Raw genomic sequence first — 18,719 nt, 5'->3', positions numbered from 1 at the left:
GTTTAATTTTGCACCCGTAATAGATATTTGGGGGCTATTCCCCCGTATTATTAATTAATTTTTAAAAAAAGGTATGCTGAAAAGATTGCATTTACTTCTGGCTTTGTTCATCCTGACGGTGAACGCTGCCATGGCACAGATTACTACCTCTGGAATCAGCGGTAAGATTACTTCTGATGGCGAAAATGTCATCGGAGCTACTGTTACTGCTACTCACCAACCTTCCGGTACCGTATATCGTGCCGTTACTAATATCGATGGACGATATACCATCCAGGGTATGCGACCAGGCGGTCCTTACAAGGTAGACATCTCCTATATCGGCTACAAGGACAAGGTGATCAAAAACCTCAACCTGAGCCTCGGTGAAACGGAGAATATCTCATGCTCGCTCCAGGAGGATGCCCACCAGCTTCAGGAAGTGGTGGTTTCCGGCAAGGCGGGTCTTGCTGCTTCCCGTACAGGTGCTGCTACCAGTATGACGGCAGAGCAGATCAACAATATGCCTAGCATCACCCACGGTATCGCTGACGTGGCTCGATTGAACCCACAGCTCACCGTTACCAATTCCGGTAATATGTCGTTCGCTGGTGTCAACAACCGATACAACAACTTCATGATTGACGGTGCGGCAAACAATGACGTCTTCGGTCTGGCATCCAGCGGTAACAACGGCGGTCAGGCAGGTGCTCAGCCGGTATCTATGGAGACCATCGAGCAGATTCAGGTTTCCGTGGCTCCTTTCGATGTGCGCCAGAGCGGATTCACCGGAGGTGCCATCAACGCCATCACCAAGAGCGGTACCAATCAGTTCCACGGTTCGGCTTACTACTATGGCTACAACCAGGACCTCATCGGTACCAAGTATCCTTACCTCGATGGCACGGGTTATGCGCCAAAGTATCAGAAGCAGACTCAGTATAACATGGGTGTCACCCTCGGAGGACCAATCATCAAGAACAAGCTCTTCTTCTTCGCCAACTATGAGCGCACCAACAAGGAATATCCTAATCTCTATGGTGTAGATTCCGGCAATTCCAAGGTAAATACCGAGCAGGCAAAGGATATTCTGACCATGCTCCAGAATATAGCTGAGAAGCAGGGAGTCAACTTCAACGATTACTACAGTAACCAGGACATCTACACCAGGAGCGATAAGGCTGGATTGAAACTCGACTGGAACATCAACGAGTTCAATAAGTTTGCCATCCGCTGGAGTCTCGTCAAGGCTGAGCAGTTGAGTGGCGGCGGCAGTGCCAGCAGCTTGAACTCCTACGGCTACAGCTATCCGTTCAAGAGCAATACCAACTCGTTCATCGCTGAGCTTCAGAGCCGATTCTCTCCAAGTTTGAGCAATGAGGCACGTGTCAGCTTCGTAAGAGTGCGCGATAGCCGTGACATCAAGGCTCATCTACCGATGATTTCCATCACGGGCGTTGGTAGTGGTACGGTCAACATCGGTACTGAGCGAAACTCACAGGCTAACTACCTGAACCAGGACATCTGGACCATTGAGGACAACCTGACTTGGCTCCGTGGCAACCATACCTTCATCTTCGGTACCCACAACGAGTTCTACCATTTCAAGAATATGTTCATCTCGGATAAGTTCGGCTCCTATACCTTCAAGGGATTTGATAACTTCAAGGCTTATTACGATGACTATATGGCAGATAAACTGGATCCTAACAAGGCTTACATGAACCAGTACCGTTACGGTCAGGCTAACACTGATGTTACCGGCGACCCTAACTGGGCTTCAGAGTTCTCATCTGGTCAGTTCGGTTTCTATGCGCAGGATAAGTGGAATGCAAGCAACAACTTCACCTTGACCTACGGTCTGCGTCTGGATATTCCTGTATTCTTCGATACTCCAGTGGAGAATCCGGAGTTCAACGCCTTGTCAGAGAAGATGGGGTGGGGATTGAAGACCAACGATAAGCTCAGTTTCTCGCCAATGCTCTCTCCACGTGTAGGTTTCCGCTGGGACATCAATAACGACCGTAAGTATATCCTCCGTGGTGGTGCGGGTGTCTTTACCGGTAGAATTCCATTCGTATGGGTAAGCAACAACTACTCAGGTACTGGTCTGCAGCTCTCTTCTTACGATAGCAACAACTCTACCGTCAAGGGATTGGAGCTGATTCTCGATCCTAACAAGCAGAATGCCAATGCCGATAAGATGAAGGCGAGTGCCGGTAACCAGGATGTGGCTGTATGCGGCAAGAACTTCAAGTTCGCCCAGAACCTCCGCCTCAACCTCGGTTTCGACTTCGAGGCTCTCGGTATCGACTGGACCGCTGAGGCTATCTACTCCAAGACTTTGAACGATATTCTCTATAAGAACCTCGCTCAGGAACAGACCGGTCAGACCTTCTCCCAGAAGTATGGATATGAGTGGGACAACCGTCCGCTCTATCAGAGCGTAGTGAAGGGTACTCCTATTGCAGGAGTCTATGCCCTCGGAAATACATCCAAGGGTTATACCGTAAACCTCTCGCTCAAGGCTGAGAAGCATTTCAACTTCGGCCTCGACCTGATGGCAAGCTATACCTGGACCCGTTCACGCAGTGCTGCCAACGGTGGTTCTTCTGTAGCAAAGAGTAACTGGACCTACCAGTATACCTATCGTGACTGCAACGATCTGGAGGTGGGCAACTCTGCTTACAATGTGCCTCATCGCATCCAGGCTTCTGCTTACTACCACATCAAGTACGGTCATCAGAAGCAGTGGCAGACCACTATCGGTGTCATCTACCAGGGTAAGAGCGGTTCTCCTTACACCTATTATTATTATGGTGACGTGAACGAGGATGGTTCCAGGGGTAATGACCTGTTCTACATCCCAACCGATGCACAGATTGACAAGATGCGTTTCGAGGAGACCAAGTATAACAACAATACCTTCACCAAGCGCATGTTTGGTGATAACCATGGCGATAAGCTCACCGAGGAGATGCAGCGTGAGATGCTGAAGAAGTGGATTGCAGACGATTCTTATCTGAGCAAGCACCGTGGCGAGTACTACGAGCGTTATGCTGATAACCTGCCATTCGAGCATCATTTCGATGTTCACTTCGGTCAGAAGTACAGCTTCAAGGTAGCTGGTCAAATTAACTCCATCGAGTTGACCTTTGATATCCTCAACGTGGGCAACCTGCTGAACAAGGATTGGGGTCATACCTATGGTGATGGCTTCGGCACCTATTTCTCACCTGTCAACTATCAGGGTGGTGGTGTTTACCAGTTCACCGGTGCTTATGCCTACAAGAGTTATAGCGATTACTACAGTCGCTGGCGTGGTCAGGTAGGTTTGAAGTACACCTTCTAACTCCTGCCATTTATTCCACTTTTAAGAGTCCCTAGTGTCGCCAAATGCGATACTAGGGCTTTTCGTTAATATAAGTAGCTTTACGCCCTAAAAGAACAATAAATATTAAAATTATCGCCTTCTAAGGGTGTAAAATGTTGCCAAATTGTGGATTTTTTAGTATAAAATGTTGCTCTTCACATAAATTAACAAAATTACCCCCCCCCTATTCTCGCAATTTCTTTATATATTTGCAGCAGCTAATTGATAAAGTTCAAGAAAAAGCAAATGATAAAGTAAGAACTTCAAAGCAAATGATGAATTGTAAGTAAAAGTATACCCAGATGAAGTAGAGTTACAACCACTTGTATACTCAAAATAGAACTAGATATACTAAAGAAATATATAAACCGAAATTACATATTAAACCCATTATTAATTATGTGCAAAACGATGGTGATGAAAATGTCTTTAGCTACCATGCTACTGATGTTGATCTCGATGAACGGCTTTTCGCAGAACATTGGGGTAAAGAGCAATTTGCTGTATTGGGCTACAACAACACCCAATATCGGACTTGAGACTGCTGTGGGGAAGAAGCATACCGCACAGGTATTTGTTGGCTTCAATCCTTGGAAACAGTCTGGAGGTGATCAGTCTAGTCTCCGCCACTGGCTTGTGATGCCGGAATACCGCTATTGGTTCTGCCAGAACTTCAATGGCTGGTTTCTCGGTGCTCATGCTATGGGTGGACAGTTTAATGCCGGAGGCGTCAAGCTACCTTTCGGTATGTTTAAGGACTTGCGCGACCATCGCTATGAGGGATGGTACGTTGGTGGTGGTGTGACCGCTGGTTATCAATGGCCTCTTTCCAAGCACTGGAACCTGGAAACCTCAGTAGGTTTCGGATATGATTATATCCAGTACGACAAGTTCAAGTGTGGTGCCTGTGGCGAGAAGGAGAAGTCATCTCATGACAACTACGTGGGTCCTACCAAGGCAGCCATTTCTCTTATTTATATGTTGTAACTCATTAAACATAATCTATGAGTATGAAAGATTTTAAGAACTACATATTATTATTCAGCTCTCTTTTGATGGCTATGCCTCTTGCAGCCCAGGATTGCAAGAGTCTCAAGTTGGCTGCCGATAAGATTCAGGTATCTAATGTACAGATGTCTCATCACAATGACCTGGTTACGGTTGCGATAGATCTGAATCTCGATTCCCTGGATCTCCCTACCAACAACCAGCTTGTCTATACTCCGATGATCAAGCATAAGGGTGAGCTGCTCAAGATGCCGGAGATTGTTATCAACGGCAGAAGACAGCAGATTATGTATGACCGTGGAGTAGGGAAGAAACAGTTGCAGCTTTCACCTCAGGCTTTGGTGGTGAAGCGAGACAACAAGAAGCAGCAGACTGTGAAGTATCTTGCCTCAGTTCCTCTCTCTTCTAAGGAAAGAAACTATGATTTGGATATTCACGAAGACCTCTGCGGTTGTGGTGATCTGCAGGATGGCAATGATTTCACGGTTTCTCGCCGTCGCCAGCCGGTAGCTTCTTTCGTCCGTCCGGAGGTAGAGGCAATCAAGGTCCGTCATCTGGATAAGCGTGCTTATATCGATTTCCCGGTAGACCGCATAGAGTTACATCCAGATTATCGCCGTAATCCTGCACAGTTGGATAGCATTATCCGCACCATCAATGCATTGAAGGAAGACAGGAACCTCGAAGTGAGCGGCATCAACATTCATGGTTATGCATCACCTGAGAGTCCTTACACCCATAATGATTATCTGGCAAAGAACCGTGCCAAGACGCTGACCGAATATGTGCGCCGGATGGTGAAGTTGCCAAACAACCTCTTCACGGTTTCTTCTACTCCAGAGGATTGGGATGGTCTGATAGCTTATATTAAAGGTAGCAACCTGGAGCATAAGGATGCCATTCTGGCGATTATTGCCGATAAGAGTCTGAATCCGGATGCCCGCGAGTTGAAGATTAAGAAGCAGTATCCGTCAGAGTATCGCTTCATGCTTGATACCTGGTATCCTGCCCTCCGCCATTCCGACTACCGCATCACATATAAGGTGAAGCCATTCGATGTAGCTGAGGCAAAGGAGATTATCAAGACCAAGCCACAGCAGCTCAGTCTGGAGGAAATGTTCCTGGTGGCTCAGACCTATGAGCCTGGTAGCAAGGAGTTTAACGACGTGATGGAGATAGCTGTCCGCATGTTCCCAGTGAACGAAACTGCCAATCTCAATGCTGCCAATACCCGTTTGAATGCCGGTGATGCCGATGGTGCCAAGGCTTATCTTGCCAAGGCTGGCAACAGTCCTGCGGCTCAGAATGCCCGTGGAGTATACGAGGCATTGAAGGGCAATGACCAGCAAGCTCGCCATTACTTCGGTTTGGCTGCCAAGGCTGGTGTCAAGGCTGCTCAGGAAAATCTCGAAAATCTATAAAAGGTAATAAATAGGAATAAAAATATTAATCAAATTAAACATATCAATTATGAAAAAATCGTTATTGTTTTCTGCAGTATTGGCAGGTCTGATGCTCGGTTCTTGTTCAAGCAGTGATGATATCGCTGGTACATCAGAAAAATTTAGTGCTGATGGTAAGGGATATGTAAATGTAACATTGAATTTGCCTACTCAGCCTCAGTCAACTTCTCGTGCAATTAATGATGAATTTGATCATGGTGTACCTGATGAGTACAAAGTTAACGATGCTACTCTTATTCTTTTTGCGGGTGCAGACGAAGCAACAGCAACTTTCAAGGCTGCTTATAAGTTGGATGGCTTAAAGAAAGAGGCTCAAACAGAGCAAATTTCAACTAAACTAACAAAGGTTCAGCAGATTAATGCGATTGCTGCTGGATCTAGTGACAAAATATATGCTTTTGTTGTATTAAATCATAATAATGCATTAAAAGTAACTGCAGCAAATGGATTGCAGGTTGGTACTAGTACTGCAGACTTTGCAGGTACTTTTGCGGCTTTATCAAAAGAGGTAATGAATTCAACTTTGACGAAAGGTAATTTGATGATGTCTAATGCTGTTATCGTGAGTATGCCTGGGTCTGCAGATTTTAGTAGTGTGAAAGCTACAACTTTGACCGATGTTACAGCTTCTATTGCTTCTTCTGAATCTGAGGCAACTACTAAACCAGCTGCAAATATCTATGTAGAACGTTTGGCAGCTAAGGTTACAGTGACTCAAGATCCTACTTCAACTTCTACAGCTACAGTAGGTGTTGATGGTGCAACTGCTGTAACTTTCGATTACGACTTAGCAGGTTGGAGATTGGCTAATATTAATACAAGCTCTTATTTATCTCGTCAGTATAATAATACTTGGAATGGTTATAGCGCTTCTGATTTTGTTGGTTCTCCAAGTAGTGAGTATTTAGCCAATAAATTCCGTTTTGCAGGTATCAAAGATATAGAGTCTGGTAATGGTTACAGAACTTATTGGGGTGAAGATGCTAACTATAATACTCCTGCTTCTTTTTCTGATGGAACTGCTGAACCAACATTGGCAAAAGGAGAAAGCACTTATTGTTATGAGAATACATTTAATGTAGCTCATCAGAATGTAAAGGAGACAACCTGTGTTATCGTAAAAATGAAGATTACACCTAGTGGCTATAGTAAGGGTACATTCTTTACAATTGATGATAATAAGGACGTTGTTTATTCTGTAGATGCAGTAAAGACTGCAATTGGTAACAAGTTCTTGAATGATTATGAAACGAAGATAAAAACCTCTACAGATTATTATGCAGGTACAACTGGAACAATCTCTGTGAAAAATGTTGAATTCGCTGACGTTGCAGGTTTGGTAGATATTACCAAGATGACTTTAACTGATGGTACAACAGATAAGGAAGTCACTGCAGCCGACTTAACAACATTCAAGCCAACTATTAAGGTTAATGAGTTCAAGGATGGTTATGCATACTATACCATTTTGATTAAGCACTTTGGTGATGAGTTGACTCCTTGGAATCCTTCAACCAAGACAACAGAATCTTATCCTGATCCAAATAGTGAGCAGAATTGGTTGGGTCGTTATGGCGTTCTCCGTAACAACTGGTATAAACTTGAGGTTACTGGCGTAGCAGCAATTGGTGCTTCAACACCTGGTGAACTTGATGTAAACAATGACAATACTCCTGATGATAACTTGAAGCGCTATATCTCTTGCAAGATCAATGCTCTCTCTTGGGCTGTTCGTAAGCAGAATACAATCCTTCAGTAAAAATAATCATGCCCCCACTCACCTTTTCTAGGTGGGGGCATATATAATAAACAAACAACTACATCAGAAATATTCTGATAAACAGCTTGTTGTTCAACAAGGCATCGCATCACCAGATGCAAAGAGATGGTGATACTCGGATTCACTCCGACACTTCATGTGATAATTATAAGATTCAATATATATAAAACGAAGAAATATATGAAAGCGCAGATTTTTAGCTTGGTGAAAAAGGGAGTGCTGGCGGTTGCTACACTCTTGACGGTTACCTCCTGTGATATGTGGCATACCGACACCGACGATTGTCCTACAGGGATTTATGTCAAGTTTAAGTATGATTATAACTTGCAGCGTGCTGACATGTTCAATGATCATGTGGGTGCGGTAACCCTTTATGTCTATGATGAAAATGGAAATTTTGTGAAGAAATTCGAAGAGGCAAACTCTTTATCTGCGCTGCCTTTGAAAAATGTAGACTATAAAATGCATATTACCGATCTTCAACCAGGCAAGTATCAGTTCATAGCTTTGGCTGGACAGAATGCTTATGCCGATCAGTTGAATACCCAGCGTGCAAAGTTCGTTCGTACAGAACCTGCTGTGGGCGATAAGATGGATAAATTGGAGGTAAACCTTGATAAGGTTCAGCGCAATGGTTATTATATCATAGATAACCACAACTTGCCACTCGATACCCTGTGGCATGGTAAGACAGATGCGCTGGTAGAGTATTCCGCTACCCGTCCTAACTATACCACCGTTTCGCTGGTACGTGATACCAAGAAGATTAATGTTACCTTGCGTGAACTCAACGATCCAACCACAATGGATGTAAACGACTATAGTTTTATCATTCAAGACCATAACTCCCGCATCCTCTGTGACAATTCACTCGATGAGACTAATCAAGTTATCTATACTCCACATGCTGTTTGGAATACAGAAGACCGTGAAGGTTCTACCGCTGGTGATGTTAATGGTAATGAATTGGAAGGAGTGGGCAAGATAGCTCATGCCGACTTTATGACCTCCCGTTTGATTTATCACAATAAGGCAAAGGATGATGGCAAATTGATTATTGCCAACAAGGAAACAGGCAAGACCGTGGTAGATGTAGATTTACCTGATCTCTTGAGTCGAGTTCGCACCAGTGAGGAATATATGTATACTCCACAAGAGTTCTTGGATAGAGCTTATGACTATAAGTTACAGTTCTTCCTTCAAGATGGTAAGTTGAAATACGCTTACATTACTATCAGCGTGAATGCGCTTAGCTGGAGTCAGAGAATACAGTTTGAAGTACTTAACAACTAAGAGGATTATGAAGAAGTTGAAATCAATATATCTGCTTCTGTTTTCAGTTCTTGTCATCGGTGCTTTCGCATCCTGCGCTGGCAGCACCGATGATGATGACGGAAAGCCCGATGCCTTCAAAGGAGAGGCTTACTTTACTGTGCAGGTAGCTGTGGCTGGTGATACCAAAGCCACGTCTCGCGCAGCAGGTCCTCAAGGAGGGGAAGACGGTGAAGGTAGAGAAACGGCTTTTGAAAACGAATATAAGGTGAACAATGTCTGTGTATTTCTTTACTCTAGCACTACAGGCATAAGCGATGGCGATGCAAAGATAGAGCAGGCTTTCTACTTTAAGAAACCAACAGAGAAGCCAGGCAATACAAAATATGATAAGGTATATACATTCGAGAAAAAGCAATGTTTGCCAATCGTTGTTTCCAAGGCATATCATGTTTTGGTGGTAGCGAATGCCGGTGACATTACTAATACCTACTTGAACAAGAAATTGAGTGAACTTAGAGATGCTCATCTTCCGGCTTTTGATTCTACTTCGAAATACTTTATCATGACTTCAGAGAAGGATGCTACTACCGAGTTGACTTCTGCTGGTGGTAATGCTACTGGTGATGGAACCGAGGCTAATCCGCTTACAGTAAATGTTGATATTGAGCGTCTTGCTGCTCGTATTGATATAGATCCAGGTGATGGTAAGTATGTTGATTCTCCAACAAATCCTGGTATCGGAACTTATGCTTTTGATGTGAAGGATGTTTCAAACAGTTTAGTGGGTGGCTTTGTTTTGGAGTCTATTCTCCCTTACAACAAGCTTACTTCCGGTGAGTTTTGCATTAAGCGTGTGGGTGATAAAACGGGAGCAACTCTGAGCTATTTGGGTGATGAGACAACTGTTTCAGAAACCGACAAGAAAGCTACAAACTATGTGATAGATCCATGGACTTCCGGTAAGAATACTGGTTCTACGCCAAGTGGTCTTACATATAATGTTCGTAAGTTAAATGATGCAGGTTGGCCATCAGCTACAGGATACCTTCCTGTCAAGAAAGTTTTAGGAACAGCAAGCTCTTTCTTCGTTCTTGATTATGCGATGGAGAATACTACTTTTGATAATTCAGAAGAGTATGCAACAGGACTGGTGTTTAAAGGAAAGTATTATGAGCTTTCTGATTGGGACACAACCAATAAGCAGCCTAAGCCTGGTAAATCCGGTACAGATAAATACTATACCTATACCATTCGCCATAGTGATCCAACAGGTGCTGGTCCTAAAACCGCTCCTATGTATTATGGCATAGTCCGCAATAACATCTATCGCATCAAGATAGAAGGAGTAGTGGGTGAGAAGAAGGGTATGGTTCTCACGATTGCTGTCAAGAAGTGGGCAAAGTATACCCATGCAGAGACTTCCATGTAATAAGACGGATAATAATGAGTAATAGATATGAATAAGATAAAAACGATAATGGCGCTGTTGGTACTGACGATGCTTGCCACCTTTACGGCTTGCTTGCCAGACGACAGTTCTATGTCTGATAATTCTGATGGAGGAAGCAAAAATGGTTATACCATTCATCTCAAGCTCTCTACTTCTGCGGCTGGCTCTATAGGTCAGGCTGCACCTCATAGCCGTGCTCTTACTCCAGAGTGGGAGTCTGGTTCCGATGCAGAGAATATGAAGAGCTGGCTTGTTGTTCTTACTCAAGGTGGTAAGGTAGTGCAAACTATAGAGAAAACTCAAGTTGATGCTCAGCATGCTAAGAAAGACGAAGTTACGCTGGAGAATGTAGCCCCAGGCACCTATCAGGTTTATTCTTTTGCCAATATTGATAAAACGCAGTTGGGTACGTTGACAAGCGGATCATCTGTTGATTTTAAATCCATGAAATATAAAATGAATGGCAATGGATTCGATGCTACTATTTCTGGTATTCCTATGAGCAATGAGCAGACTCTTACAGTGAAAGAAGATGGAACAACTGATAAGGATAAGCTTTGGGTAGTAAGAATGCTGGCAAAGGTTACACTTCAGTTTAGGAATCCAAGTTCTACTCCTTTAGAAATCAATGATATTACCATCAACGATATTACTAAGAACAGTAGCGAGATTGGAGAGGTTGATAACATCATGTTGCTGCCAAAGCATTCCGACACATCAACTGGTGCTGATAATTATCAGGTTACCTGTATTCCTAATCTGGTAGCGCAGGCTGCAACGCAGAATTATACTTATAAGTTGTCTCCTGCGGTGACGATACCAGCAGGCACTACCTCTTATAAAGAGGTTTCATTCTATGTGAATGAAAGCGCAGCGGGCAATACTTCCAAGTATTTCATCATCAACCTGAATACTTCAGCAGGAGTCAAGCGTTACGCCCTGTTTCAGGATTGGACAACGATTGCTCGAAACGACCATCACATTCTACCAATCTCTTTAGATGATTACAAGTTGACATTTGATGTTCAGTCCTTCACAGCCATCGGTCTCTATCCATCTATAAGAGATAACGGAACCACTCTTTCCTACACCTGTTATTACCCAGAAGAGGAATTCCATATCCAGCCAAAGGTTGTAAAGGCAGATGACTCCGAGGTTTCCGGCACCATCGACTATAACAATGTAAAATGGGAGTTAATCCCCGAAGGTATGGCAGATGCCGCTGCTGCCGAAACGAATGCCAAGCTGGTTTTTAAAACCCTTCCATCATGGAATACAACCACTGGCTATTTCGAAGGTATCTTCAATGATGACAAAGCCGACAAACAGAGTGCCCTCTATCAGGTCACTGTCCCTGTACCGGGCGAAACAGGCAAGTCTCTAATATACAAGATACTTTTCACCAAGGATTTGAGTAGCTTTGCTGCTCGTAAGTATACGAGACAGAGTTACTATTTCAGAACAAAACAATAATACTAATATTAAAAAACATTGAAGCTTATGTTTAAGTCTAAGATTTTTAATAGTGTAATGAGATATATGTTGGTAGCAATGCTTGCATTGCTGCCAAATGCTATATGGGGATTAACGGAACAGAAAGCGGTAAGTATAGCTAGTGGAAGTTCTACTACATTTACAGGCTTGAATAACTATATTACAACAAATGATTATACTGCTTGGTTTGTCCTTGATGCTTCAGGAAATAATGTTGATATAACCGGATGGTCTATAAGTAATCCTTATCGTGACGGCTACGAGAATAAGAGTACTTATTGGGTATTTCCTAAACCTTATTATATTGGTGGTAATTCTTTCACAATAACTACTGCTGGTGAAGATATTTTTAATTATAAGATAGTTCTTTTAGTATCTTCTAGCGATGCATTTTTTAATGCACCTTCTGAAGCAACTGCAGAAAAGAAAATCACTTTTAAATTAGTATCAAAGAATGAACTTCCTACTTTTAAGACATACTCTGGTTCAAACAGTGCAGAGAAATTAGTAACTGTTGCTGATGCAGATTTGCAAGGTGGTTCCATTTCTATTACTGATTTAGGTGAAACACTTGCAGACTTTGCAATTTGGGATAAAAGTGCCGATTCTAATGGCTTAATGTTAAGCAAGTATCCATTCTATCTCCGTCTATCTGTTGTTGATAAAGATGGAAATCCCGTTACAGATCTTAGTGGTTTTACTTTAAAAAGAAATGGTTCTGAAATTTCTGAATTGCAGTTAGGTAATCATGAGTGGTGGCTAGCATGTTATAAAAATGCTAAAGGCGTATATTGTCTTCGTGATAAGAAAGAAGGTGCTTCTGTTTCTTTCACAGACCTCAACTTTAGCATATCTTGTCCTAGTGATAAGAAGATCGATGATTATAACGTTGTGGTATATGTTGGTAATGAACAGCCAAGTATCTTGGACAATCTGATTATGGAAGAACCTACATTAGTAGGTAGGGTAAACTATACCATTTTGAGTCAAACCACATTTGATGCAATTAAGTTGACTCCTTCTACAGAGCCTACAGGTGCTGCTGTCCGTAATGTTTCTTCCATTGTTTTAGGTACTAATTTAAATGTAGATCTTACTTCTAAAGATAATTTGAAGTTTATCAAGGAGCAGTTAGGTTTATCTGAAACTCAGAATTTTGGCAAGTTATATGTTCGTTGGGCTATTAAAAAGAAGGATGGCTCAGCCATAACCGGTGTGTCTTCTAAAGGAGTCCTAAAGCAACAGGAAGGTATGTACTGGACCTGGTATTCTGATGATGCATCAAGTTCTTTTGCTAATGCATTGAATGCTAATTTCGTAGTTCCAGAAGGACTGGATATTAATAATGTTGACATTTCTTGCGTCATCTCTGATGAAACGCCAACCACTCAGTATGGTTTCGTCACAACAGAACCTGCTTTGAAGGCAAAGGTTAATGTGCAACTTTTGGATAAGTACAGCATGCCTTTCAATCATTATAAAGGCCATGCTAATACTGCATTAGACGAAAAGGGTATGCAGCAGACTGCAGAATGGGAGTACTATGTCTATGTGAAAGATGCTAATGAGAAAGTAGAGTTAGTGCTGCCTTTCGATGATTATAAAGGTAGCAGTGACGCTCTTGAGCCACAGGGCTATTTCAGATGGTATGATTTTAACAAAGATAGAGCTAGCGCTAATTTACGTGCAAATACAGGTACTCTTCTGCATAACATAAAATCTGGAAGTGAGGACTATGGCTTGTTTGCTTATAATCTTCCTGCGCTTCCGACAAGCAGTAATATTGGTGTTACATATATTGCACCTGCAGGAGCTTCGTCTGATGATTGGGCAGGTGAAGATATAGCCTGCGACGTGAGCCGTTATATTGATGGTTTGGATGCTACAAAAACTTATCTTGTACATGAGCCAACGCTCTCTATCAGATACATTTTCCATATCCGTTCTGCCAAGAAGTTAGCAGACGATATTATGAATACGGCTATTGGTAAAAATCCTCAAAGAGCAGGTTATAGAACTTATCAGGATAGAAAGTATTTGACGGTTGGTATGAAGGATAAAAGTTCTACTTTGACTCTTCGTTTGGATTTGTCAGACTCTAAAAAGTATTTTTTCCATCCATTGGTTAATGGTTGTACTCATCGGGTATATTATGCAGATGAAAAGGATAAACTCGTGGAATCCGACTTTGATAATACAAAAATATGTCAGGCTGCTAAGATAGAGTGGTGGGCATACGATAAGACCAAGACTTATTGTCTTAATTTGGGTACTAGTGTTAATCGTTTCTTTGATTTGGCGATGAAAAATCTTGACGGAAACTGGACGTCCGTATCATCAAAGGGTGAAACAAAGAATTTTACCTTTCAATATGGAGATCTTGTATATATCGTTGCATATGCTATGGATGATGCTGGTAAACGTTGTCCAATTGCCAACATTGCTCTTCGATTCAGGAATAATCATCCGATGACTAAAGAAGAGATAGTTGAAGAAGGTTTGAATAATAGACTTATTGGTTATCTTGATGAGCATTATAAAATGGCTATCAAGCCTATTACATTTGATGACGTTAATGTAGAACAGACTGTGGCTGCTCCTACAAGTCCGGATGACAACCAGAACCGATTACCATCTAAATGGGATCGCTGTGCTTATAGTTTCGTATATCGTGATTTGATTGACTACGATGCTACTAATTATGGTGGTTTGAATAAAATCGGTCATTCTCCACTTCATGGAGATTATTGCTTGTATAAGTCCGCAAATCTTAGTGGTGTTTCTACTACTAGTGAAAAATATCTTTGGTGGCAAACTGGAGAATTATATGATAAGACTTATGAGATAACTAATGGTTCTCAATATGGTCATTTCCTTTATGTGGATGCATCTGATGAAAGTAGAAAAATCGCTGCTTCAGATTTCAATGCTAATCTTTGTACTGGACAGCAGCTTATTTTCATTGCAAGTGTTGCTGACATGACAAATGCAGGTACAAAGCCACAGATTATGTTTAAACTATTTGGCGTTAATAAAGATGTCAATGGTGAGATTGTTGATAAACATCTGATACATTGTTTTTCATCTGGTGATTTTAGTAATAATGTAAAAGACTTGAAATCAATGACTTGGTATCAGGTATATGGTAAGATTACTTTGCAAAAAGAGTCAAATGTAGAAAAGTATTCTGATTTCCGGTTGGAGATAGATAATTACTGTAAAGGAACTCAAGGTGCCGACTATGCTGTAGATGATATCCGTATGTATCTAGCGCCCGCTAAGGTTCAGGTGATTCAGGAAAAGCCGGTATGTAACGGTGCTACAACTGGAACTATCAAACTGAAGATACGTGCTATCCACGAGACCTTGAATGCGATTTTGGGACATAAAGATACAAAGATCTATTTCAGATTTGTGGGTGAAGATGGAAAACCTGTAACGGGCGATGGATTTTATTCATACACCTTAACGGATAAAAAGAATGGTACAAAGAATAATGTTCCTGGCACAGAATATGGTACTGTTGATGTATACAATTCAGAGGAAAACTGTAAGAACTTTGAAATCGATGGTACTAATATGATTGAGCAAGATAGTGAAGGTGTAACCTATATTGTTATCAGCAATAAAGACTATCCCCTTGAAGTGGGGAAGAAGTATTACGTATCTGTAGCTACAGAAACTCCTGACGCAACTGGCAACTCTAATTGGGGGTCACCTGCTGAAGTCTGCTCGTTGTACAGTAACTGGTTTGAAATGGTTAGCCAGCATTCTGTCATTACTGATACAGATGGTAAGATCGTGACTGATTATAAGATTCCTTGCGATGCAGCTGATAATTATGAGATAAAAATCAAAGGTCAATTGATTACAACTGACCCTAATACAGGTGGTAAGATAACATTGGATGGTGTTAAATTCATCTGGTATCTTGATGGTAAGAATGAAGAAAATAAGATAAATCCTTCAGCACCTGCTAGCAACGAAATTACTATCCTTAAGAAGGATATTACATTGGGTGAAAATCATCAGATATTTATGAAGCCTGAAGGTAACGATGATGTTGAATATATTGCGCCAAATGGTAAAAAGTATCTGTTGTGCCCTAGTGCAATACCAGTACCATTGCGTGTAATGAAGGATGGACCACAGCTTAACTTCGGTTTCAATGATGTGGATTATCCATTTAAAGACGGCAGTTATGAGGCATCGCTTCGTATCGGTTTGCCACAGCTGAAGAAGTTGAAGAATACAGGATTCCTGGAGATTCCTCTTCATAGTGCTACTATGGGTGATGGAAATGCTATCACTTCGCCACTTACCTTCGTCGATGATAGTGGCACTTCTGCAGTTACTTCAGATAAGGTAATGGTAGCATACACGAATGACCCGTTATGGACAACTGCCATGCTGAATACCCAGGTTGCCACATTGCAGAGTACAGAGTTGCCGGCTATAGATAAAACGACTCAGGCTACCCTCAATATCAAGTTCTCTGACGCTGCCGTAGAGAATTTCCATGAGGGATATTACTACGAGCTCAGATTTGCCTTCGAGCAGAGAACAGCTTCTGAGGGAACTACCAACTGCCCTGGCGAGTCTTATCTCAAGTTGAAGATTGTACCGGAGTTCATTACCTGGACTCCTACTGCGGATGGCGGTATGAATGCCAACTGGAATAATGATGATAACTGGCATCGCTCATCATCTACAGAATTGTATGATAATGACTATCCTAATTATCAGGCTTATGGTAATGCATCTGGTATTACGCCAAAGGTAGAGATTCCTACGCTGAACAGCTATGTGCCAATGAAGTTTACCAAGGTAACGATCGGTAATCTGAATGGTTTGCCATTCCCTGACCTCGGTAACATCGTTTACCGTAGCACCAATGGCATCGCTACCAAGCTGACCAATGCCAAGGGTGATGTGGCAACAACGTATATCCAGTATGATATCATGGCGTTCTGGAATGAGGCAGCTGCTGATAAGGGATTGGATACGGATGGCAATCTGAAGTGCGAGAAGTTCTATGGCAATACCTGCCATCAGATTTACTTCAAGTCTCAGGGCGAGCTTCGCGACCAGTGCTATCTGGTATATGACAAGGCTTGGGTAGAGAAAGAGCTGGAGCCAAACAAGTGGTACACCATGGCTTCGCCTCTGCAGTATATCTACGCAGGTGATATGTATGTGCCAGCAAGTAATGGACGACAGGAAACTAAGGCATTTACGGGTATTAAGTATAATGATAAGGTGGCATATTCTAGTACTTTAGATGCGTATAGCCGAAGCAAGTATCCGGTTTATCAGAGAGCTTGGATGAAGAGCGATGTGAAGGAAATCACTTCTGATGGTGAGCATAATGCATGGCATACGCCAAACGGTGAGGCTAGCAATATTGATGTCAATCTCGGCTATTGGAGCCATGTATATAATAAGGTGGATGAGAGCTATGCCGCAGATGGAACATTTGGTGGCTTCGCTATCAAGGCTGGTAATGCGCTCTTGCCTAAGGATCAGACTAAGAATGCGCTTCTTCGTTTGCCAAAGGAAGATAAGGAATACCAGTACTTCGATTATACAGGTTCAAAGCCTTCTTCAAGCAAGATACCGGTTGCGAAGAATGCTGGTCATGGCAGACTTCTCGTTGCTTACAACAATGAGGAAAAGCATCTTGCTCAGATGGTTCAGACGCTAGGTGCGGATAACACCAGCGGATTCTATCTCGTGGCTAATCCATATACCTGCTCTATCTCTCTGAAGAAGTTCTTCGAGGTGAATACAGGATTGCAGAATGCAGTATGGCTGATTGAAGGAGATGCAGTAAGAAGCGTTCCTTCTACAGATTTAAGTAGTAAGGATTTCGTTATCCAGCCTACACAGTCGTTCTTTGTCAAGAAGTATGGAACAGCTTCTGTTGATGAGGTGAAGTTCACTTCTGCGATGTATGTAGACCGTCTGCTCTCTTCTGGTATCATCATTGCTTCTGATTATCTCAAAGACGTGAATGTATCGGCTCAGAATGCTAAGGGACAGACTTCGAAGGCTCGCATTGCCGTAAGAGAAGAGGCTTCTGATGATTATGATGAGCAGGAGGATGTGGATCTTCTGTGCGATCAGAACCTGAGTGGTATTCCGCAGGTTTATACCGTGGCTGGTTCTCAGGCTGTGGCGGTGAATGCTACTCCTAAGATTGAATGGATGCCAATGGGTGTAATCATGGAGAATGGGGAGAAGAATGAAATGGTGAACCTCGACTTCAAGGGCGTTGTCAAGCTCGATGCTCCGCTGTATCTCTATGATGCTGCCAGCAAACAGTATACCGAGTTGCAGGATGGCAATGAGGTGAGCATTCAGGCAAATGAGCATGGCAGATACTTCCTGACACAGACTCGTGGTACTACCGGTATCCAGCAGATTGAGGCTGAGGCTGAAAGTAATCAGTTGAAGGTTTATTCACCTGCTGCGGGCATGATTGTTGTATCTGCCCTGAATGGTGAGAAGTTGGGTAGGGTAGAGGTATTTACCTTGGATGGCAAGAAGGTTCACAGCTATCAGTTGCCTGATAAGCAGAGAATGATTCTCCGTGTTCCATCCGGAGTATATATCGTAAAGGCATCCACCCAGTCCTGTGCTCAGGCTATGGGACGGAAGGTTGCCGTAAGATAGGAGAAGCTTGGTTTGACAAGTTTATAATAGTTGATAAAAACGAAAAGGAGGGTGTGTCATAAGTCTGTGACGCACCCTTTTTTTGTGTGTGTTTCTATATATTCTAGTTGAATCGTAGTCTTTCTTCACAAAGGGAATCTTATTATATTGTATAGAAACTTTACTTTTCTTGTTTTATCGATAACAAAACAGCCCCAAAGCCCACAAAAGGGCATAGTTATC

Annotated in this window: 9 protein-coding genes; 8 read left to right on the top strand and 1 reads right to left on the bottom strand. The window is 42.5% G+C overall.

From position 1 onward, the window contains the following. Positions 1-73 precede the first annotated feature (73 nt). From ONT08_RS00125 to ONT08_RS00095, 7 genes are all read left to right on the top strand, one after another. Positions 74-3,331 carry a TonB-dependent receptor gene (locus tag ONT08_RS00125; RefSeq protein WP_264958665.1) on the top strand — a complete coding sequence of 1,086 codons (3,258 nt, stop codon included), beginning with the start codon at positions 74-76 and terminating at the stop codon, positions 3,329-3,331. Between the two features lie 438 nt (positions 3,332-3,769). Next, the gene (locus ONT08_RS00120) at positions 3,770-4,339 is read left to right on the top strand and encodes a DUF3575 domain-containing protein (protein WP_264958663.1); all 570 of its coding nucleotides are present in this window, start codon (positions 3,770-3,772) and stop codon (positions 4,337-4,339) included. 23 nt (positions 4,340-4,362) lie between these two features. Next, entirely contained in the window at positions 4,363-5,781 is a 1,419-nt protein-coding gene (locus ONT08_RS00115) for a DUF3868 domain-containing protein (RefSeq protein ID WP_264958662.1), read from the top strand. 49 nt (positions 5,782-5,830) lie between these two features. Then, complete coding sequence (locus ONT08_RS00110; RefSeq protein WP_264958661.1) at positions 5,831-7,582, top strand: Mfa1 family fimbria major subunit; 1,752 nt, start codon at positions 5,831-5,833, stop codon at positions 7,580-7,582. A gap of 201 nt (positions 7,583-7,783) precedes the next feature. Then, positions 7,784-8,896 (top strand): FimB/Mfa2 family fimbrial subunit, encoded by a 1,113-nt coding sequence (locus tag ONT08_RS00105; RefSeq protein WP_264958660.1) that lies wholly within the window; start codon positions 7,784-7,786, stop codon positions 8,894-8,896. A gap of 7 nt (positions 8,897-8,903) precedes the next feature. Beyond that, complete coding sequence (locus ONT08_RS00100) at positions 8,904-10,307, top strand: fimbria major subunit (protein WP_264958659.1); 1,404 nt, start codon at positions 8,904-8,906, stop codon at positions 10,305-10,307. Positions 10,308-10,334: 27 nt separating this feature from the next. After that, on the top strand, positions 10,335-11,801 hold the full coding sequence (locus tag ONT08_RS00095; protein ID WP_264958658.1) for a FimB/Mfa2 family fimbrial subunit: 1,467 nt from the start codon (positions 10,335-10,337) through the stop codon (positions 11,799-11,801). A 374-nt stretch (positions 11,802-12,175) separates the two neighbouring features. Here ONT08_RS00095 and ONT08_RS00090 read toward each other — a convergent pair whose 3' ends face one another. Then, positions 12,176-12,367 (bottom strand): hypothetical protein, encoded by a 192-nt coding sequence (locus ONT08_RS00090; protein WP_264958657.1) that lies wholly within the window; start codon positions 12,365-12,367, stop codon positions 12,176-12,178. Positions 12,368-12,440: 73 nt separating this feature from the next. Between ONT08_RS00090 and ONT08_RS00085 the strand changes: the two genes are divergently transcribed. Beyond that, the gene (locus ONT08_RS00085; RefSeq protein ID WP_264958656.1) at positions 12,441-18,497 is read left to right on the top strand and encodes a T9SS type A sorting domain-containing protein; all 6,057 of its coding nucleotides are present in this window, start codon (positions 12,441-12,443) and stop codon (positions 18,495-18,497) included. Positions 18,498-18,719 lie beyond the last annotated feature (222 nt).

It is taken from the genome of Segatella copri (assembly GCF_026015465.1).
GTDB classification, from domain to species: Bacteria; Bacteroidota; Bacteroidia; order Bacteroidales; family Bacteroidaceae; genus Prevotella; species Prevotella copri_E.
This window is presented reverse-complemented; position numbering and strand designations above follow the sequence as displayed.